We start from the raw sequence: 18763 nt of genomic DNA, 5'->3' as shown, positions 1-18763 counted from the left end.
TCTTGCCGATCCGCGGGGAGCACGGCATCATCGCAAGCCGCTTACGGCGTGATGCGCTCCGGCTCTCCGGCCGGCGTCGGCAACGGTCGTGCCGCCCCCGAGCCGATCAGCCCCAGCCCGATAGCCACAATCACCACGAGCAACGCCCGCAGCACCCCGAAGTGCTCAGCCAGCAGCCCGATCAACGGCGGCCCGGCCAGAAAAGCGCCGTACCCCACCGACCCGGCCACCGACACCCGGATAGCCGCGCGCACCGGATCGTCCGCCGCCGCGCTCATGCCGACCGGGAAGCCGAGTGAAGCTCCCGCGCCCCAGAACAGCGCCCCGATCAGCACCATCGGCACGCCCAGCCCGGACACCGCGAGCAGCAACCCGACCAGCGCCGACGCGGCCGTCACGCGCAAAGCGACCACCCGCCCCCAGCGTTCGATCAGGGTGCCGCCGAACAGCCGGCCCAGGGTCATGGCCGTGACGAAGAAGCCGAAGCCGATCGCGCCGATGGCTTCCGTGGCGTGGTAGCCGTCGACCAGGCTGATGGCCAGCCAGTCGTTGGCTGCGCCCTCGGTGAAGCCGAAGCCCAGCATGATCACGCCGATCAGCAGGGTGCGGGGTTCGCGCCACGCGTCGCGGACGCGGCCGCCGGTGGCTTCCTCGGGGGTGGGTTCCGCCGGGAGGTAGCGGCGGACCGTGAAGATCATGACTGCGGCGGCCACGACGGCGGTGGCATAGACCTGGGCGGTTGCGGAGATTCCCAGGTACGCCGCCAGCGCGCTGATGCCCGCACCGCCGACCGTCCCCAGGCTGAAGGCGGCGTGGAAGCGCGGCATGACGGTGCGGCCGAGGTGGCGTTCCACGGCCGCACCCTCGACGTTCATCGCGACGTCCCACAGGCTGTTGCCCAAGCCCAGCAGCACCAGGCCGAACCCGGCCACCGGCACCGAGCCCAGCGCGGCCCCGGTGCCCAACCCGATCAGCCCGGCGACCACCGACATGCTGCCCACCAGCACCGCGCGGCTGGCTCCGAAGCGTTGCACCAGCGGGCCGGCGAGCGGGATGGCGGCCACGGCTGCTCCGGACAGGCACAGCAGGAGCAGGCCGAGGCCGGCCGGGGAAAGTCCGAGATCATCGCGTACGGCAGGAGCACGCGCCAGCCACCCCGCGAAGCTGATGCCGTTGATGGCGAAGGTCAGTGCCACGGCCACCTTCGCGGTTTGTACTTGCTCCGTCACCGAGCCAACTTAACCGTTAAAGCGGTCCACTACCACAGTGCCGTTGCGCACCTGGATCGTGTGGTCGTAGCCGGGTCCGGGCTGCCACACGCGGTAGCGCTCGGTCGACACCCCGGTGGCGTGGCGCTGGTCGCGGGGCACGTTGAGCAGGTATGACGCCTGCCCCTGGTACGTGTCGAGCACCCGCCGTCCCGGGCTCACCGCGCTGTCCTCCAGCTTGATCGTGGTGCTGAGCCGGTTGTCGGCCGAGATGGAAATCGCGCCGTTCAGGCCGTACCGGAAACTGGTCTTGATGGTGGTGGGTCTGGCCCGGCCTTTCTTGATCGTGACCCGGGAATTGTCGGTCCATCGGGCGCGCAGGGCGTCCTCGGTCTCGTCGGCGTTCCAGGTGTGGCTGCTGGTGCTGGCCAGGGTGCGGCTGACCGTCGTGGTGACGCGGCCGTGCGAGGTGTCGAGGTAGCCGCTGGTTGTGAGGCTGTGCCCGCCGGTGGTCGTGAGCGTGGGTGCCGTGTAGACCGACGTGTTGCGCAGCGGGGTTTGCGTGGTGCTCAGCAGGCGGCCGGTCACTTGGGTGGCTTGCTTGTCCCGCCACGCGAGCAACAAGGTCGGCACGTCCCAGCCGGACTGGCCCTCGGGCACGCCGGCTACCCCAACGGTGATGTCGTGGACCTTGCCGTCGGTGAGCAGCCCGGCGAACGGGGTGAGGTCGTACCGGATGGGCTGGATGTCGAAGGCGCGCGGGGCCGGCAGGACGTACCAGAGGAAGGGGTTGGACCATCCACCGGTATATATGTGCGGATAAGGTGCGGCAATGCCAGCGACTCGCCCGTCGATAGTGATCTGGACTTCGCGGTACGGCCCGTTGCCGGCCGGGCAGGAATAGGGGACGCCGGTGGGCGTGGTCAGATACCAGAATTCCTCGCAGCCACCGCCCGAGCCGGTCGCGTACACGTCGGCAAGAAGCTTTTCGGTGTTGCGCGGGATGGCTTGCGAGGTCGGCAGAATGTCCGGCCGCTCGGCTGCCTGGCCGCGATAGAAAGTGAGTTCGACGGTGACATCGAGAACGCCGGTGTACGTGTCGTCGACGACGTTGCCGATCAGCATCTCGACCGGCTGCGCGCTGGTCAGCAGCGATGCGTACTCGGTGACGTCCTTCTCGACGGACCAGGTGATGCCGTCCGGGCTGGGCTCGGGCGTCGAGGTCTTGAAGACCGTGACACCGCCGATCTTGAGATAGCCGAGCCGGTCGTACTGCCGCCCCTGAACCGCACCATCGAGGCGCAACACAACCTTTTGCCAAGGCCCACGGCAGGACGGCCGGTAATTCGAGGTGTACGGCGTGAAGTCGCGGAACTCGGTGTCCACGATGGTCGTTGCACAACTCGGCGCATGCGGGGCGGCCACCGGCGGCGCGGCGGTCCGCGGATCGGCCCAGTCACTGCCAAACTCGGCGGGCGGAGTAGGTCCACTGATCAGCGTAAGAACCGCCGCGGCGGCTGCGAGGATCTGCACACATTCATCATGGCAAATACGTGATCCGAAGAGGGTGTTCGCACATGCACAATCACGAACTGATGGCGCTGGCCCTGGGGCCCACAACCGCCGTGGTCCGGGCCATAACGCCCGCCCAGCAGGATCTTTCCACCCCCTGCGACGCTTTCACGGTACGAGACCTGCTCGCCCACTTCCACGAAAGCTCAGCCTTCCTGATCGCCGCAGCCGGCGCTGGCGAACCTCCGGCCGGCCTGCTCGACCGCCTGGCCGTGGTGGGCGCGGCCTACGCCAAGCCGTCGGCCTGGGAGGGTGAGGTGACGCTGCCCTCCGGCCCGATGCCCGCCGCCATGATCGCCGGCATGGCGGTCGCCGAGGTGGTCGTGCATGGCTGGGATCTGGCCGCAGCGATCGGCCAGCACCCGCAGTGGGATCCCGAGCTGATCGAGTTCCTGTACTCCGACGTGGCGAAAACGGCCGAACTGGGCCGGCAGATGGGCGCGTACGGGCCGGCGGTGGAGGTGCCCGGGGATGCGCCGCTGCTCGACCGGATGCTGGGGTTGACCGGGCGCTCGCCGAGGTTCTCCGGGGCCGCCGCGTAAGGACGTGAGGTAGAGCGTCATCCGGTTGGCCGCTGACACGTCGTACCTTCTCGCTCTGGAAAGGCCGCACGGCGACGCGCAGATACCGGCTAGCTCAAAAAGTCGGCAACCGCCCGAGCCAGTAGCTCCTCGCTCGCATCTTCCAGCGTCAGGAACCGCACCTGCGGGTTGGTCTTGGCCGCCGCAGCCACCTGGTCGCCGAACGGGCTTCCCGGCCGCAGCACCGCCAGCGTGGGCGCCTGCCCGGCGGCGAGGTCCAGCTCGACCTCGGCCAGCATCGAGCGCAGCGTTGCCGCCGTTTGCGCGGAGGGCCGGATCTCGGTCGTGCCGTCCTTGCTCACCACGTTGCGGCGGAACGCCTCGATCCACAGCTTCTCGTTGGCCCCCGCCGCTTGGGCGGCCAAGCGCTGCTGCGTGACCACGTCGGGCAGCTCGGCGGTGGGGAACGCGCGTCCCGCCTCGAGGCCGGTCTGAACAGGCGATTCAAGGCTGACCACGCCCGGCGCTTCGGGATGCCGCTGGCCCCACAGCACGGCCAGCACTCCGCCCAGCCCGACGCCCACGACGGCGGGTGGCTGGGGCAGCTCCATCTGCACCGTCACCGCTGCGATGTCGCCCAGGCCAGCGTCCCAGTTCCACGCCCCGTCGCCCGAGCGGCCATGGCCACGCAGGTCCATGGCGATGACGCGGTGGGCCGGGCGCAGGGCCCGGGCCAGCGTGGTCAGCTGGGCGAGGTTGCCGTTCTCGGCGTGCAACAGGAGCAGGGGTGGCTGGTCGCCGCCGAAGTCGCGGATGGCCAGCGGCAGGTCGCCCGCGTCGACCAAGCGGTCGTTGATCATGGTTGGTCCCCGATAGAGTTCAGGCGGTGGAGCCGCACCCGAGCCGGTTGGCGCTGGATCATCCGCACCGGGCCGAGATTCTGGCCGCGCACCGGGCCGCGGTGCAGGCGGGGGAGGCCGGCTATCTGGATCCTGACACGCAACTGTTCGTGCTGACCGCCGCCTTTCTCAGCAAGCGGGGCACGTGTTGCGGCCGGGGCTGCCGGCACTGTCCCTATATCGAGTGACTCAGTGGGCGTCGACGAAGACCCGCGAGGCCACCTCGCGGGGGAGGCGGATCTTGTCGCCGCCGGTGCGGTCGATGGTCACGCCGTCGCGCTCCTGGGCCACGGTCACCGTTGCGCCCGGGTCGATGCCGGCCGCATGTAGCTGGCGCAGCACGCCGGCGTTGGTCTGCACGCTCTCGCAGATGCGGCGTACGATCACGCTGCCGCTGAGCCCTGGGAACGCCAGGTTGCGCTCGCCCGCGCTGACCTGAGCGGCACTGCTCTTGACCGGCTCTCCGGCCGGGATGCCCAGATCTTCAAGACCGGGGATCGGATTGCCGTACGGCGACCGCGTCGGCCGGTTGAGCAGCTCGTAGACGCGCTTCTCGACGTCGTCGCTCATCACGTGCTCCCACCGGCAGGCCTCCTCGTGGGCCTCCTCGTACGGCATGCCGATGACGTTGACCAGCAGCAGCTCGGCGAGGCGGTGCTTGCGCATGACGGCGACCGCGGAGATGCGCCCGTCCTCGGTGAGCACGAGGTGGCGGTCGTTCTCGACGGTGAGCAGCCCGTCGCGTTCCATCCGGGCGACCGTCTGGCTGACCGTGGGACCGCTCTGGTGCAGCCGCTCGGCGATGCGGGCCCGCAGCGGTGGCACGCCTTCCTCTTCCAGCTCGAGGATGGTGCGCAGATACATCTCGGTGGTGTCGACGAGATCATGCTTGTGCGAGTGCGTGTGACTGCCCGTGTTATGTGTCCTGATCGCCATCGATCTCAACCCTTCGAAGCTGCGCGGTGCCTGTCAAGCCTAAACGAGCCTGCATCTACCGCCGATTCCCGCCGGACAGCGTGGATCTGACGTGATCGGCGTCGCAACCCGGCGCGGCGGAGTGCCGGAGACCTGCGCGTAGAAGGAGTACGCGGCAATCGTACAGGCAGTCGTTACCGGGTCTAACAGGGTGATCTTGGGGTACTTGGTGGAAAGTGAAGAAACCTCAGGCCGATCCTCCTACGCTCGCTAGCGGGTGAAAAGCCCGTTATGCCAGCTTGGTGGAGGTGCGCGTTGCGCAGGCGGAAAGTTGCCCTGAGGTCAGCCATGGCCCTGACGCTGGGATTGACGTGGTCGGCTTTCGCAGGCCCCGCGCTGGCTGACAGTATCTCGCCGCCACCGCCGCTCTACTCGCTGGACTACTACGCCGGCAACGGCACCGGCGAACCGGCGCTGCAGTCGCCGCTGGCTCAGCCGATGGGCACCGCGACGGACAGCCAGGCAAACCGGTACATCGTCACCTACGGTGGCTGTCACCTGCTGAAAGTGACACCGGCGGCGGGGCGGTTGTCGGTCCTGGCCGGCAACCCGGCCGCGCCGGCTGAGGTGACGCTGCTGGAGGGCAACGAACGGCTGAAGATCACGTTCCTGCCGGGCAGTGCCAACGGCGATCCGGTCACGCATTACGAGGTGTCCGCCAACGACGGTGACACCTGGCAGACGTTCGCCACCACGGCCGGGGAGAACGGCACCCGCAGCGGCACGCTCTCCCACCTGGTCAACGGCACCAACTACCCGGTCCGGGTCCGGGCCGTGAACTCGGTGGGCGCCGGTGCGGCCAGCCCCGGCAAGCACGGCATCCCCAAGCTGAGTGGCCCGACAGCCCCGGAGTCGCTGACCGCCATCGCCGGGGACCGCAGCGCCACCCTCTCGTTCTCCGCACCGACCGACGATGGCGGCAGCGCGATCACGGAGTGGGAGGTCTCGGTCAACGGCGGCGAGACGTGGCGCCCGGTCACGCCGGTTACCTCCGGCCAGCACTTCAAAGTCAACCTCACGGACCTCACCAACGCCATCTCGTACGAGATGAAGCTGCGCGCCCTCAACACCACCGGCCACGGTCTCGCAGCCTCGGTAACCGTCGTCCCGGTCACCCCTCCGCCGGTCTACGTGCCGCCGGTGCCCGTGCCGCCGCCGCCCGCCTCCCGTTCCCGCGGCTCCGGAGCCGACCCCCGCGCCGACCGGTGCTGAAAATCGGCACCAAGATCCGCGTGGGCGGTACGAACCGGGCGCCAAGAACCAGAAACTGAACCGCCGCGTGGTCAGCACCGTGGCGCTTCTAGCTGTCGCGGGTCCGTGGCAGAGTGGCTGCCATGGCGGACGCGACGACTGCGGTGGTGTGGGACGAGGCGCTGCTCGCCTACGACATGGGTGATCATCCGCTCAACCCGGTGCGGGTGGAACTGACCGTCGCCCTCGCCCGGGAGCTGGGCGTGCTGGACCGGCCCGGGGTGCGGATGATCAGCCCCTCCCCGGCCGGCGAGGCGGCGCTGACCCGCATCCACAGCGCCGGCTACCTCGACGCGGTCCGGCATGCCCCGCTCGACCCGTTCTTCCGGGGCTGGGGGCTCAACACCGTCGACAACCCGGTGTTCGACAACATGCACGAGGCCTCGGCCTGGATCTGCGGGGCCTCGATCGCCGCGGCCGAAGCCGTCTGGTCGGGTGCGTCCACCCGCGCGGTGAACATCTCCGGCGGTCTGCACCACGCCATGGCCGAGCGCGCCGCCGGGTTCTGCGTCTACAACGACCCGGCCGTGGCCATCGCCCAACTGCTCGACCAGGGTGCCGAGCGCATCGCGTACATCGACATCGACGTGCACCACGGCGACGGTGTGCAGGCCGCGTTCTACAACGACCCGCGGGTGCTGACCGTGAGCCTGCACGAGTCGCCGCTGACGCTGTTCCCGGGCACCGGCTACCCCGAGGAAACCGGCGGCTCCGGGGCCGAGGGCTCGGCGGTCAACGTGGCCCTGCCCCCGTCGACCGGCGACGCCGGCTGGCTGCGGGCCTTCCACGCGGTCGTGCCGTCGGTGGTGCGCGCGTTCCAGCCGCAGATCCTGTTCACCCAGTGCGGCGCCGACTCGCACCGGCTCGATCCGCTGGCCGATCTCAAGCTGTCGGTCGACGGTCAGCGCGCGGCGTACATCGCCTTGCGGGACCTCGCCGACGACCTGTGCGACGGTAAGTGGGTGGCTCTGGGCGGCGGGGGATACGCGCTGGTGGAGGTCGTGCCGCGGGCGTGGACGCACCTGCTGGCGGTGGCGACCGGCGAGCCGCTGGACCCGGCGACCCCGACCCCGCCCGGGTGGCGCCGGCTCGCCGCGCAACGCCGGCCGCAGACCTACATTCCGCAGACCTTGACCGACGGCACCGCGCCCCCGGTCGAGCGCTGGGCTCCGGGCACCACGCCGGACGACGTTGACAAGGCCATCCTCGCCACGCGCATGGCCGCCTTCCCGCTGTTCGGCCTCGACCCGCACGACGGCCGGGACTGATCATGGCCGGCCGGGAAGCCGATGTGCTGCTGTCCGACGGCAGCGCCGTGCACCTGCGCCAGATCGAGCCCGAGGACGCGGCCGCCATCGTCGACTTCCACTCGCGGATGAGCGACCGCACCCGCTACCTGCGCTACTTCTCGCCCTACCCGCGCATCCCGGAACGCGACCTGGAACGCTTCGTCAACGTCGACCACCATGACCGCGAGGCGTTCGTCATCGTGTCCGGCCCCCGGATCATGGCGGTCGGGCGCTACGAGCGGCTCGGCCCCGGCTCCTCCGAGGCCGAGGTGGCGTTCGTGGTGGAGGACGCCCATCAGGGCCGCGGCATCGGTTCGGTGCTGCTGGAGCATCTCGCTGACGCCGCCCAGGGCCACGGGATCACCCGGTTCGTCGCCGAGGTGCTGCCGCAGAACAGCGGGATGCTGCGCGTCTTCAGCGACTTCGGCTACCAGGTGCAGCGCCAGTATGCCGACGGCGTGGTGCACCTGGAGTTCCCGATCGCCCCCACCGAGAAGTCGCGTGAGGTGCAGGAGAGCCGGGAGCAGCGCACCGAAGCCCGCTCGATCGCCCGGCTGCTGCACCCGCGCGGGGTCGCGGTTTACGGCGCCAGCGCCAGCGGCCAGGGCATCGGCGCGGCGATGCTGGGCCACCTGCGCGACGGCGGGTACACCGGCACGATCATTCCCGTGCACCGCCGCGCCGACCGGGTGGCGGGACTGCCGGCCTACCGGTCCGCCGTGGACGCCGGGGTTGCGGTGGATGTCGCGCTGATCGCCGTACCGCCGGAGGGGGTGGCCAAGGCTGTCACCGACGCGGCCGCAGCGGGCGCCGGAGGTCTGGTCGTCGTGTCCGCCGGTTTTGCCGAAGCCGGCGGCGAGGGCACGCTCGCTCAGCGCGCGCTGATGGACGCGGCCCGCGCGGCGGGTCTGCGCGTGATCGGCCCCAACTGCCTGGGGGTGGCGAACACCGATCCAGCGGTACGGTTGAACGCCACGCTCGCGCCGCGCTTGCCCACCGCCGGTCGGGTCGGGTTCTTCAGCCAGTCCGGTGCGCTCGGAGTCGCGCTGCTGGCCGAAGCGGAACGGCGTGGCCTGGGCTTGTCCAGCTTCGTGTCCGCCGGCAACCGAGCCGACGTCAGCGGCAACGACCTGCTGCAGTACTGGCAGGACGACCCGGGCACCGACGCCGTGCTGCTCTACTTGGAAACGTTCGGCAACCCCCGCAAGTTCGCCCGCCTGGCCCGCCGGATGAGCCGCGTCAAGCCCGTCGTCGCCGTCGCCTCGGCCACCCGCCCCCCTGGCCTGGCCGGTGACCTTCCCGGCCCCGACACCCGGGCGGTGACCGCGCTGTTCGCCCGCTCCGGGGTCATCCGCGTCGACACCGTGGCCGAGCTGTTCGATGTCGGCATCCTGCTCGCTCACCAGCCGCTGCCCGCCGGCCGCCGGGTTGCCGTGGTCGGCAACTCCTCGGCGTTGTCCGGGCTGGCCCTGGCCGCCTGCCGGGCCAACGGCCTGACCGTGGCCGAGGGCTACCCGCACGACCTCAGTCCCCAGGCCAGCGCGCACGACTTCGCCGACGCGCTCGCCGACGCCGCCGTCGACGACCGGGTGGACGCGCTCGTGGTGGTGTTCGCCCCGCCCCTGCCCGGCCAGTTGCCCGACGAGGACGCCGACTTCGCCGCGGCGCTGAGCAGCGTGGCGCTGGCGGGGGAGAAGCCGACCGTGGCGATGTTCCTGCTCGGACAGTTGCCCTCGACCGTGCCGTCGTACCCGTCGGTCGAAGAGGCGGTCCGAGCCCTGGGCCGGGTGGCTACCTACGCCGAATGGCTGCGGCGGCCGCCGGGTGCCTTGCCGGTGTTGTCCGGCGTGGACCCCGGCGCGGCGGATCTCGACGGGCCGCCGACCGAGCTGCTGGCGGCGTACGGCATCACCGTCGAACCCTCCACCTCAGCCAGGTCGGCCGTCGAAGCAGTGGCCGCCGCGGACGCCTTGGGTTACCCGGTGGCGTTGAAGGCGGCGGGTGGAGCGCTGCGCCACCGCATCGACCTGGGGGCGGTCCGGCTGGCCCTGGCCCACCAGGACGACGTCCGCACCGCGTATGCCGAGCTGGCCGGCGCGTTCGGCCCCCACGTGCTGGTGCAGTCCATGGTCGCCCCCGGCGTTGCGTGCACGGTCGACGTGGTCGAGGACCCGGCCTTCGGACCGGTGGTGGGCTTCGGCCTCGGCGGCGTAGCCAGCGAACTTCTCGGCGACCGCGCCTGGCGGGCCGCGCCCCTGACCGACCGCGCTGCCGCCGCCCTGGTTGACGAGCCTCGCGCGGCACCGCTGTTGCACGGCTACCGGGGATCCGAGCCGGTCGACCGCGACGCCTTGATCGACCTCCTGCTGCGCGTGGGCCGCCTCGCCGACGAGCACCCCCGCATCCGGGCGCTGTCGCTGAACCCGGTGCTGGCCCGCCCGGACGGCTACGCGGTCCTGCACGCCTCCATCGAAACCGGTGAAGCCGGCACCCGCCCCGACACCGGCCCCCGCCGCCTCAACACCGCCTGATCAGGTTCTGTCAGAGGTCCTCGGTCATAAGGCGGCGCACGGCGAGGATCTTGCCAGTGCGGCGCCGGTCGCGCTCCCCGTGCGACCGGCACCCGTCGAGCAGGACCTCAGCCGGCGTAGGCCTCGAGGCGCGAGGCGCGCTGCGGGTCGCGCAGCTTGGACATCGTGACCTTCTCGATCTGGCGGATGCGCTCACGGCTCAGGCCGAACTCGCGGCCGACCTCGTCGAGGGTGCGCTGGCGGCCGTCGTCCAAGCCGAAGCGCAGCCGGATCACCGCGGACTCGCGCTCGCTCAGCGTGGCCAGCACGATCTCGACCTCGCTGCGCAGCTCGCCCTGGCTGACCGTGGCGCCCGGCTCGGCGTTGGGGTCGACCGCTGCCACGAAGTCGCCCAGCGCGCTCTCGCCATCCTCGCCGACGGCCTGGTCCAGGCTGACCGGCTCGCGGTCGTACGAGATGAGCTCGATGATCTGGAACTCGGGCACGCCCATGGCCTTGGCGATCTCGGCGACACTCGGCTCGCGGCCCAGCGAGGTGGCGAGGTCGCGGCGCGCCCGGACCATCCGGTTGACCTGCTCGACCATGTGCACCGGGATGCGGATGGTGCGGGCCTGGTCGGCCATGGCGCGGGTGATGGCTTGGCGGATCCACCAGGTGGCGTAGGTGGAGAACTTGTAGCCCTTGGTGTAGTCGAATTTCTCGACGGCGCGGATGAGGCCGAGGTTGCCTTCCTGGATGAGGTCCAGGAACGCCATGCCGCGACCGGTGTAGCGCTTCGCGATGCTCACCACGAGCCGCAGGTTGGCCTCGAGCAGGTGGTTCTTCGCGGTGCGGCCCTCGGCCACGATGATTTTGAGTAGCGGGGCCAGGTCGTCGCCGGCCTCCGGCAGCTTCTCCTCGGCGTAGAGGCCCGCCTCGATCCGCTTGGAGAGGGTCACCTCTTCGACCGCCGTCAGCAGCCGGGTGCGGCCGATGCCGTTGAGGTAGGCCCGCACCAGGTCGGCGGAGACACCCCGCTCGTCCGTGGCGTCCAGGTCGGCCAGAGGCTCGACACCGTCAGCCATGATGCTCTCGGCGGGCACAACCGCCGTGGACTCCGTCGCCTTCATCTGCAGGACCACCTTTCAGTCCCCTCCCCGCGTCAACCGATGTCGTGCTTGCCAGCCGCTGTTTCGCGGTTGTGATCAAAAGTTTGGACCGGGGGGCGTTAAGCGGAGGTGAGGCAGCCGCTCACGTGGCATGAATCAGGGAGAACCCCGAGACGCAATGCCCGGTACGCGGCGACTTTTCGGATATCGCGGCGGCGAGTTGGCTTGTTCCAGCCGGGTAATCTGCGAGAAGACTGGCGTAAGGAGGAGGTCGGGTGGTCTTCAAACGGCTGATGCAGGCGATGGGTGTGGGCGGTCCGTCGGTGGAGACGGTGCTGGCGAATCCCAACTGCCGCCCCGGCGGTTACCTCGAGGGCCAGGTGCACGTGACCGGCGGCGAGCACCCCGTCGACATCGAGTATGTGTCGGTCGGTCTGCTCACCCGGGTCGAGGTGGAGAGCGGCGACAGCGAGTACAACACCGACCAGGAGTTCCACCGTCAGCGGCTGACCGGGTCGTTCAAGCTCGATGCCGGGGCGCGCTACGACGTACCGTTCCGCTTCGACGTGCCCTGGGAAACCCCGATCACCGAGGTGTACGGCCAGCACCTGCACGGCATGACGATGGGTCTGCGCACCGAACTCGAGGTGGCCCGGGCGGTCGACAAGGGTGACCTGGACGCGGTGGCGGTGCATCCGCTGCCCGCGCAGGAGCGCATCCTCGACGCCTTCCTGCGACTGGGTTTCCGGTTCAGCCGGGCCGACGTGGAACGCGGCCGCGTTTACGGCGTGCAGCAGCACCTTCCGTTCTACCAGGAGATCGAGTTCTACCCGCCGTCGCAGTACGCGCACGGCATCAACCAGCTCGAGGTGACGTTCCTGCCCACCCCGCACCAGCTACAGGTGGTGCTGGAGATCGACAAGCGCGGCGGGTTGTTCACCGAGGGCCACGACGCGTTCGGCCGCTTCGACGTGGACTACCACTCCGTCGACCAGCTCGACTGGACCTCGCAGCTCGACAACTGGCTGCAACAGTCCGCCCGCCGCCGCGGGTTCTTCTGAGAATCTTTCGTTCACAGGTCCAGTACGACGGTTCGCGGGCCCACGTTCACGCTCTCCACGAGCATGTGGGTCCGGAACCGGCCGGTCTCCACGTGTGCGCCGCGCGCTCGCAACGCCTCGACGAACGCGGTGACCAGGGGCTCGGCAACCTCGGCGGGCGCGGCAGCCGACCAGGTGGGCCGGCGGCCCTTGCGCGCGTCGCCGTACAGGGTGAACTGGCTGACCACCAGCAGCGGCGCCCCGGCGTCGGAGGCCGAGCGCTCCTCATCAAGGATCCGCAGCTCGTGCACCTTGCGGGCCATGGTCTGCGCCAGCGCTTCGGTATCGGAATGGGTGATCCCGAGCAGCACCAGCAGGCCGTCCTCGATCTTGCCGGCCACCTCGTCGTCAACGGTGACGCTGGCCCGGCTCACGGTCTGGATCAAAGCTCTCATCGGCGCACCAGCCTACTGCCCGCCCCTCTTCGTGGAGCGGGCAGCCGCAATTGATCAGTCGATCGCGTTGCTGGTGGCGTCGCTCGTGGCGCCGTCGGTGGGGGAGTCCATCGAGCCGGTGGTGGCGTCGCCAGTGGTGGTGGGCGCGACGCCGGGGCCGTGCCGGGCCGGCTGGCGGAAGCTGTTGGGTCCTGCGGTGCCGCCGGTGGTGGTCATGATGCCGTGCTCGGGGCGCGGACCGCCGTTGAGCAGCTCCTCCGGGTCGGTGCCGGCTTCATACGTGCTCGACAGGCCCGGGTCGTCCTCGCCCTTGTCCGGACGGTAGGTGCTGGGCACCTCCGTCGCGCCCGCGCCGTACTCGCCGTGACCGATCTCGTCGTTAATGTCGCTCATAGTGGCAGTGGTTGCCCGTCGAGCGGGGCGGCAAACCCGCGCAACTCGGTGGCTGGCTGCGGACGCGCGTACAGGTAGCCCTGACCGGTGTGGCAGCCGAGCGCACGCAGCTCACGAGCCTGGGCCGACGTCTCGATACCCTCCGCAATCGTGGTCAGGTGCAGAGCGTGACTGAGCCGCAGCACCGCCTCGGTCACCGCAGCACCCTCCGGCGTACCGTTCAGCTCGTTGACGAAGCTCCGGTCGATCTTCAGGATGTCCACCGGCATGCGGGTCAGATAGTGCAACGACGAATAGCCGGTGCCAAAATCATCAATCGCGATCCTGATTCCGTACGCTCGCAGCTCCCGCAACGCCGGAATGCCAGCGGTCTCGTCCACCATGACCGACTCGGTAACCTCAAGCACCAGCTTCGCCGGGGCCAGCCCCGTACGCCGCAGCACCTCGAGCACCTCGCCCACGATCGCCGGCTCCTGCAACTGGCGCGGCGACATGTTCACGCTGACGTAGCGCACGTCCCATTGCAGAGCTTGCCGGCATGCCTGTTCCAGCACCCACAACCCGATCGCGTTGATCGACCCGTTGCGCTCGGCCAGCGCGATGAACCGGTCCGGCGGCACCAGGCCGTGCCGGGGGTGCTCCCAGCGCAGCAGCGTCTCGGCCGCCACCGGGGAGCCGTCGCCCAGGTCGACGATGGGCTGGTAGACCACGCGCAACTCGTCGCGTTCCAGGGCCACCAGGATGTCATCGGCCAGCGCGGCGTCCGCAGTGCGCCGGTCCACCATCGCCGGGTCGTGCACCGCCAGGTTGTGCGAGCCGGTGCGCTTGGCGTGGTACATCGCCACGTCGGCGCGGCGCTGCACCTCCTTCGGCGTGTCACCGGGTTGGGCGATGGTCACCCCGATGCTGGCCCGGATCGGCACGGTGTCCTCGTCCACCCGCACCGGACCGGCCGCCGCCGCGTCGAGGATGCGCTGCGCCACCATCACCGCGTGCGCCTCGTCCGGCACCTCGGCCAGCAGTACCACGAACTCGTCGCCGCCGATGCGGGCCACCACGTCATGGGCGCGCACACTGTCCACGAGCAGCCGGCTGAACTCGGCGAGCACCAGGTCACCGGCCGCGTGGCCGTACATGTCATTGATCGGTTTGAAGCCGTTGAGGTCGATCAGCAGCAGCCCGATGCGGGCCTGCTCACGCAGTGCGGCCTCCAGTTGTCCCTCCAGCGCGGCGCGGTTGGCCAGCCCGGTCAGCGAGTCGTGCAGAGCGAGCCGGCGCAACTCGTCCTCGCGTTCACGCAACGTCCGCTCGATCACCTTGCGCCGCTTCAGGTCGCTGCGCAGGGCCGCGGTGGCCTCCTCGACGCGGGCCAGGGCTCGGTTCCGCCCTCCGATCAGCAAGGCGACCAGCGCGGCCACCAGCAGCGTGACCACGGACCCACCGGCGAGCGCGATCGTGCCCATCCGCCGGTCCGAGGCGCTCAGCAACCGGGCCGTCGGGCGGATCGTCAGCCGCCACTCCCGCTGGGCAATGGTCACCGTGCGTTCACGAACCAGCGGCAAGCTCGCGTCGGGGTCACCCACCGTGACAATGGGAAAGGTAGTGGCCCCCCGTCGTTCGGCCAGGGCCACGCTGACGGCGCTGTTGGTCTGCTCGGCGATGCTGGCCCGCAGGAAGTCGGTGCCGTGCACGGCCAGCACCACCCAGCCCCGTAACGAGCCGTCCCCCGGCGCGTACACCGGCATGGCGATCACGAACGAGAGTTGCTGCTGGTCCCTCGGCAGGTCACGGTCCTTGACCAGAACGTACGCCTGACTCATGGTCGCCTGCCCGGTCCGCTCAGCGGTCGCCAACGCCTCCGCCGGGGCGTTGATCGGGGACAGGTCCACGCCGATGGGAACGGGCACCGAGTCCAGGGTGCGGCCGTACACCACGAAGGAATGCTCGCCGGTGTCGCTGTGCGCGGGCGCGAGCCGCAGGTTTACCGCACCTTGGCGGCGCCAGTAGACCTGGGTTGCCGGGATGGCCGCGGTGGTCGCCGGCGCAACGAAGGAAAGGGAGGTGGCGCCCGGCAACCGTGCTTTGGTGACGGCGCTGGTGGCGGTGAAGAAGTCGGCCCGGGTCAGGTTGGCCTGGGTGTTCAGCCCGGCGGCGACATCTCGTACGGCATCGGAGTAGTGCTGCGCCTCGGCCAGCAGGGCCCGTACCACCAGCGTGGTGTTCTCCTCCATGGCCCGCTCGGCATTGCGCTGCTCGGCCCGCTGCACCGTCAGGGTGGCGAAGGCCGTGCTCCCACCGCCGGCCAGCAGCACAAACACAACGAGGGCCAACCCAGCCCACCGCCGTCGCCGCCCCGCATCCGCCACGATTTCCCGATCGGTTCAGCAGGCCACGACCTGATGTTTTCCGGTCTCGCGGGACTCCTGCGCCGATCGGACAAAGCTCTCGAACATCCGCAGCAGAGGATTGTTGTCCCCGTGCAATGCGGCGGCCGGTGCGGGTTCCGCAGCGAGCTTCCGGAAGATGCCCGCCAAATACGACTCGATGAACGGGGCGTTGGAGCACTGCCCGTGCGGAGGTCGTAGCCACCAGCCACCGGGTAAATGGAGAAACTAGTTCACGCCCGGCAAAAGGCCGCGCTCGGCGAGTCTCTCAGCTGCTAGGGCAACGTGCCTCGCTGTGAACAGCCAAGCCTTGCGCAGGCTCCAGGACGCAACTCGATCAGCAAGAGTCGCCGTGTCATCGGTTTTCGGTGAGTGACCCGACGCGAAGTGCACCGTTGCCAGTAGCTCAAGGCTGTACGGAGTCTCGAAGCCTTCGACAAGATCGAGCAGGGTCGTCAGGCGCTGCAGATCAGCAGGATGCTCGGCCAGCAGACGTTCGGCAGCATCGACGCTTTCCGCAACTGGATTTATCGGAGCAAACTCTGTCACTTTGGCTGATCGGTCGCCGAGCCCGCTCAGATGGTGACCCTCGAGGGAATTCAAGACATGCCCGAGTTGAGGGGCGTACGGGCCGTAGGTCCCGCGAACGAAGTTCAGGGTCAGTGGAGCGCCCAGGACTTGGAGGAAGTAGGCGAGCTTCTGGACCTCCAATTCGCTGATGCCTTCGCGGACCTCCTGAAGTCTTGCGCGGACCAGATATTGGTTGATGGTTGCCAGCAGTAACGCACGATGATGAGTAAGGGGTGGGCGCTGGGTGGCGTTCGGCATCGCAGTTGGCGAGGGAGCACCCTCAGGCGGATAGACGACTGCTCGCACGTCGGGCATGCGCCTGCAAGCCGCTTCAATAAGGGGGCGAACTTGATTCCAGTTCAATCCTCCGTTGCCGCACCCGAGCGCGGGTATGGCTACCGAGGTGATTCCGAGTTCGCCGATGATCGTTACCAGGGAGTCCAGGCCGGTGGAGATGTCGGTCAGCCGCGAATCGCTGCGCCAGTGGTTCTTTGTCGGGAAGTTGAGGACATAACGCCGAGCGCCGATCACGCCTGTGTCAAACGCCCAAACTCGGCCCAGCTGTACCTCACCGCGGGCGCAGGCTGCCCGGTATGCACGAAAGTTTGCTGGGAAGGCTCGCTTGAACTGGAGGGCGATGCCTTTCCCCATGACGCCCACGGTGTTGACGGTGTTGACGAGAGCCTCCGTGTCGGCCGTAAGGAGGTTCCCGCGGGCTTCTTCGATCATGTTCGTCACCTCCGTTCGAATCCGTAGTACCAGTCGGGTCTGACGATAATCCGCCGACCAAGGTGATGATCAACAAAAACTTATCGACCCGAGACCTGTAGTAGTCGTTGTGCACGCCGATCCACCGGACAAGGTCGAGCGGCAGCCGGCGGTGGACGAGAAACTCGGCTTGGCGTCGACGCTGCCGATCCGGGTCATCTGGCGTGTTGTTCCAGCGCTCGCTCGTCATGAGCGGCTAGTCGACGATGCGGGGCATAGCCTGCAAATCTGTGGTGAAGTCGGACGTGGCCGTTGCTGCGTTGCCGTCTGTGGCGATCCACGTCAACCCAGCGTCAACAACTGCTCGAACGGTCGTGAGCAGATACGCCAGCGGCTTGTCGCCACCTTGATAGCGATCGGGAACACTGTCCCGATGCTCGCAGGAGATCCGGTACATCATCGGCGACCGGGGCGCGAAATAGAACGGTACGTAATCCCCGACGTGGCCGCCCGGCTCGACGGGGATCGCCCGCTGTCGTCTGGACTCCTTGATGTCTCTGGCGCCTATCCTCCGTACGGGTCAGTCCTTCTCGCGCGACCACGTCGCAGCTCAGGCTTCCGGCGGCCCGGATGGCAGCGAGGTTGTCGACATGCGTGAAGTGGTAGAGCCACTGAATGCCGGCGGCTGGAACATCTGAGTCAGTCATGCTGTAGTCGGTCCCCGCATCCTCGCCGGCGGCTCGGTCCGTCGCGGGAGTCAGGATGTCATCGACCGATCGCATTGCCCTGGTGACACGTCGAGGCTCACATGGAAGTTGAGTGGAACATGGTTGTTGCTCTACCGATCGTGCCCGAAGCAAACGAACTTCTTAACCGGGATCCGCTGGCCCTGACGCTTGGCATGGTGCTGGATCAGCAGATCCCGTTGGAGAAGGCGTTCAGTTCGCCGTACGTTCTCGCTCAGCGCCTCGGCCACGAACCCACCGCAGACGAACTCGCAGCCTTCGACCCCGATGCCCTTGTCGAGATCTTCGCCGAGCCGCCCGCCCTGCACCGCTTCCCGAAGGCGATGGCCGGCCGCGTCCAGGAGGTCTGCCGCGCGCTCGTCGGCACCTACGACGGTGATGCCGTGAACCTGTGGCGCGATGCCGAGGATGGCAAGGAGCTGGTCAAGCGGATCGCTGCTCTGCCCGGGTTCGGTAAGCAGAAGTCGCAGATCTTCGCCGCGCTGCTCGGTAAGCGGTACGGGGTGCAGCCGCCGGGGTGGCGGGAGGCCGCTGGTGCCTACGGTGAGCAGGGGTCTTACCGGAGCGTGGCCGACATCGTGGACGCCGAATCGCTGAGCAAGGTGAGGGCGTTCAAGAAGGAGATGAAAGCGGCCGCGAAGGGTGCGTGAACTGTAGTGGTCGCAGCCGGGTCGCAGTGCAAGTATGAGGGTTGTGAAGAAGCAGCCGGAGCGGCCCGTCCTGATCACCAATGCCGCCCGCAGCCCCGGCGATCAGCTGCGCAGCCGGAAAATTCGATACGTCTCGATGATGGGCCTTCGTTCCTTGTGCCTGATTGTGGGCGCGATTCTGATCAGCGTCAAGCCGCCGCTACTGCCGGTGTGGCTCATCATGTGCGCCGCGGGCATGGTGCTGCTGCCCTGGATGGCCGTCCTCATCGCCAACGACCGCCCGCCGAAGAGTCAGGCCAATCCGGCCGCGCCGCAGCCTCGCCCGCAGCGGGTCCTGGAGCAGGAGAGCGCCGAGGACCTCAAGGCCCGCACCATCGACGTCGAACCCTAGACGAGTAAGTCCTAACTACCCCTGAGTCGTGGGCATGACGAAGGGTGTCGATGATCCGTTTGTGACGACAGACATCAACACCCTTCTGACCG

Annotated in this window: 17 protein-coding genes and 1 pseudogene; 8 read left to right on the top strand and 10 right to left on the bottom strand. The window is 68.8% G+C overall.

Annotated features, from left to right (window positions below; translation table 11 throughout):
- Window positions 1–41: 41 nt before the first annotated feature.
- Together TFC3_RS25585 and TFC3_RS25580 are read right to left on the bottom strand one after the other, a co-directional pair.
- The gene (locus TFC3_RS25585) at window positions 42–1229 is read right to left on the bottom strand and encodes an MFS transporter (protein WP_067504912.1); all 1188 of its coding nucleotides are present in this window, start codon (window positions 1227–1229) and stop codon (window positions 42–44) included.
- Window positions 1230–1238: 9 nt separating this feature from the next.
- Window positions 1239–2741, bottom strand: coding sequence for a peptide-N4-asparagine amidase (locus TFC3_RS25580; protein WP_067504910.1), 1503 nt, complete (start codon window positions 2739–2741; stop codon window positions 1239–1241).
- 44 nt (window positions 2742–2785) lie between these two features.
- On the opposite strand from TFC3_RS25580, the gene TFC3_RS25575 reads away from it, so the two are divergent.
- Complete coding sequence (locus TFC3_RS25575) at window positions 2786–3322, top strand: TIGR03086 family metal-binding protein (RefSeq protein ID WP_067504907.1); 537 nt, start codon at window positions 2786–2788, stop codon at window positions 3320–3322.
- A gap of 89 nt (window positions 3323–3411) precedes the next feature.
- On the opposite strand, the gene TFC3_RS25570 is transcribed toward TFC3_RS25575, so the two are convergent.
- The gene (locus TFC3_RS25570) at window positions 3412–4161 is read right to left on the bottom strand and encodes an alpha/beta fold hydrolase (RefSeq protein WP_067504904.1); all 750 of its coding nucleotides are present in this window, start codon (window positions 4159–4161) and stop codon (window positions 3412–3414) included.
- Between the two features lie 26 nt (window positions 4162–4187).
- Here TFC3_RS25570 and TFC3_RS25565 point away from each other — a divergent pair, with 26 nt between their 5' ends.
- Entirely contained in the window at window positions 4188–4388 is a 201-nt protein-coding gene (locus TFC3_RS25565; RefSeq protein ID WP_369819653.1) for a DUF5522 domain-containing protein, read from the top strand.
- Between the two features lies 1 nt (window position 4389).
- On the opposite strand, the gene TFC3_RS25560 is transcribed toward TFC3_RS25565, so the two are convergent.
- Window positions 4390–5136 carry a metal-dependent transcriptional regulator gene (locus tag TFC3_RS25560; protein WP_067504899.1) on the bottom strand — a complete coding sequence of 249 codons (747 nt, stop codon included), beginning with the start codon at window positions 5134–5136 and terminating at the stop codon, window positions 4390–4392.
- Window positions 5137–5463: 327 nt separating this feature from the next.
- Here TFC3_RS25560 and TFC3_RS25555 point away from each other — a divergent pair, with 327 nt between their 5' ends.
- The 3 genes from TFC3_RS25555 to TFC3_RS25545 all read left to right on the top strand — a co-directional run bounded on the left by TFC3_RS25555 (window position 5464) and on the right by TFC3_RS25545 (window position 10246).
- Entirely contained in the window at window positions 5464–6387 is a 924-nt protein-coding gene (locus TFC3_RS25555) for a fibronectin type III domain-containing protein (protein WP_067504896.1), read from the top strand.
- 122 nt (window positions 6388–6509) lie between these two features.
- Complete coding sequence (locus TFC3_RS25550; RefSeq protein WP_067504893.1) at window positions 6510–7694, top strand: acetoin utilization protein AcuC; 1185 nt, start codon at window positions 6510–6512, stop codon at window positions 7692–7694.
- A gap of 2 nt (window positions 7695–7696) precedes the next feature.
- On the top strand, window positions 7697–10246 hold the full coding sequence (locus TFC3_RS25545; RefSeq protein WP_067504890.1) for a bifunctional GNAT family N-acetyltransferase/acetate--CoA ligase family protein: 2550 nt from the start codon (window positions 7697–7699) through the stop codon (window positions 10244–10246).
- A gap of 107 nt (window positions 10247–10353) precedes the next feature.
- Here TFC3_RS25545 and sigB read toward each other — a convergent pair whose 3' ends face one another.
- Window positions 10354–11310: an RNA polymerase sigma factor SigB gene (gene sigB / locus TFC3_RS25540; protein ID WP_067507561.1), complete on the bottom strand. Its 957-nt coding sequence runs from the start codon at window positions 11308–11310 to the stop codon at window positions 10354–10356.
- A gap of 299 nt (window positions 11311–11609) precedes the next feature.
- On the opposite strand from sigB, the gene TFC3_RS25535 reads away from it, so the two are divergent.
- A complete protein-coding gene (locus TFC3_RS25535) occupies window positions 11610–12395 on the top strand; it encodes a sporulation protein (protein ID WP_067504887.1) in 786 nt (261 codons plus the stop codon).
- Between the two features lie 11 nt (window positions 12396–12406).
- On the opposite strand, the gene dtd is transcribed toward TFC3_RS25535, so the two are convergent.
- The 5 genes and pseudogenes from dtd to TFC3_RS40550 form a co-directional block, all read right to left on the bottom strand.
- A complete protein-coding gene (gene dtd / locus TFC3_RS25530; RefSeq protein WP_067504879.1) occupies window positions 12407–12829 on the bottom strand; it encodes a D-aminoacyl-tRNA deacylase in 423 nt (140 codons plus the stop codon).
- A gap of 54 nt (window positions 12830–12883) precedes the next feature.
- A complete protein-coding gene (locus TFC3_RS25525; protein WP_067504876.1) occupies window positions 12884–13222 on the bottom strand; it encodes a hypothetical protein in 339 nt (112 codons plus the stop codon).
- Window positions 13219–15552 (bottom strand): bifunctional diguanylate cyclase/phosphodiesterase, encoded by a 2334-nt coding sequence (locus TFC3_RS25520; RefSeq protein ID WP_067504872.1) that lies wholly within the window; start codon window positions 15550–15552, stop codon window positions 13219–13221. Before TFC3_RS25520 ends, TFC3_RS25525 begins: the two co-directional genes overlap by 4 nt.
- Before the next feature lie 282 nt (window positions 15553–15834).
- A complete protein-coding gene (locus tag TFC3_RS36255) occupies window positions 15835–16905 on the bottom strand; it encodes a macro domain-containing protein (protein ID WP_082772300.1) in 1071 nt (356 codons plus the stop codon).
- 88 nt (window positions 16906–16993) lie between these two features.
- A pseudogene (locus TFC3_RS40550) lies at window positions 16994–17452 on the bottom strand (DUF4433 domain-containing protein); the annotation flags it as partial.
- 258 nt (window positions 17453–17710) lie between these two features.
- Between TFC3_RS40550 and TFC3_RS25505 the strand changes: the two are divergent.
- A complete protein-coding gene (locus TFC3_RS25505) occupies window positions 17711–18280 on the top strand; it encodes an HhH-GPD-type base excision DNA repair protein (protein WP_067504862.1) in 570 nt (189 codons plus the stop codon).
- A 43-nt stretch (window positions 18281–18323) separates the two neighbouring features.
- Window positions 18324–18671, top strand: coding sequence for a DUF3099 domain-containing protein (locus TFC3_RS25500; protein ID WP_067504859.1), 348 nt, complete (start codon window positions 18324–18326; stop codon window positions 18669–18671).
- The last annotated feature ends 92 nt before the right edge of the window (window positions 18672–18763 follow it).

Origin of the sequence: Actinoplanes sp. TFC3 (assembly GCF_001553785.1) — a bacterium.
GTDB lineage: Bacteria > Actinomycetota > Actinomycetes > Mycobacteriales > Micromonosporaceae > Actinoplanes.
Note: the sequence above shows the minus strand (reverse complement) of the source record. Positions and strands in the feature narration are given on the sequence as shown.

What these genes read in the sequence shown, in the direction of transcription:
- TFC3_RS25525 (WP_067504876.1), bottom strand. Translation starts at nt 13,222, where the DNA reads ATGAGCGACATTAACGACGAGATCGGTCACGGCGAGTACGGCGCGGGC.
- TFC3_RS25570 (WP_067504904.1), bottom strand. Translation starts at nt 4,161, where the DNA reads ATGATCAACGACCGCTTGGTCGACGCGGGCGACCTGCCGCTGGCCATC.
- TFC3_RS25555 (WP_067504896.1), top strand. Translation starts at nt 5,464, where the DNA reads ATGGCCCTGACGCTGGGATTGACGTGGTCGGCTTTCGCAGGCCCCGCG.
- TFC3_RS25550 (WP_067504893.1), top strand. Translation starts at nt 6,510, where the DNA reads ATGGCGGACGCGACGACTGCGGTGGTGTGGGACGAGGCGCTGCTCGCC.
- TFC3_RS25575 (WP_067504907.1), top strand. Translation starts at nt 2,786, where the DNA reads ATGCACAATCACGAACTGATGGCGCTGGCCCTGGGGCCCACAACCGCC.
- sigB (WP_067507561.1), bottom strand. Translation starts at nt 11,310, where the DNA reads ATGGCTGACGGTGTCGAGCCTCTGGCCGACCTGGACGCCACGGACGAG.
- TFC3_RS25545 (WP_067504890.1), top strand. Translation starts at nt 7,697, where the DNA reads ATGGCCGGCCGGGAAGCCGATGTGCTGCTGTCCGACGGCAGCGCCGTG.
- TFC3_RS36255 (WP_082772300.1), bottom strand. Translation starts at nt 16,905, where the DNA reads ATGATCGAAGAAGCCCGCGGGAACCTCCTTACGGCCGACACGGAGGCT.
- TFC3_RS25560 (WP_067504899.1), bottom strand. Translation starts at nt 5,136, where the DNA reads ATGGCGATCAGGACACATAACACGGGCAGTCACACGCACTCGCACAAG.
- TFC3_RS25505 (WP_067504862.1), top strand. Translation starts at nt 17,711, where the DNA reads ATGGTTGTTGCTCTACCGATCGTGCCCGAAGCAAACGAACTTCTTAAC.
- dtd (WP_067504879.1), bottom strand. Translation starts at nt 12,829, where the DNA reads ATGAGAGCTTTGATCCAGACCGTGAGCCGGGCCAGCGTCACCGTTGAC.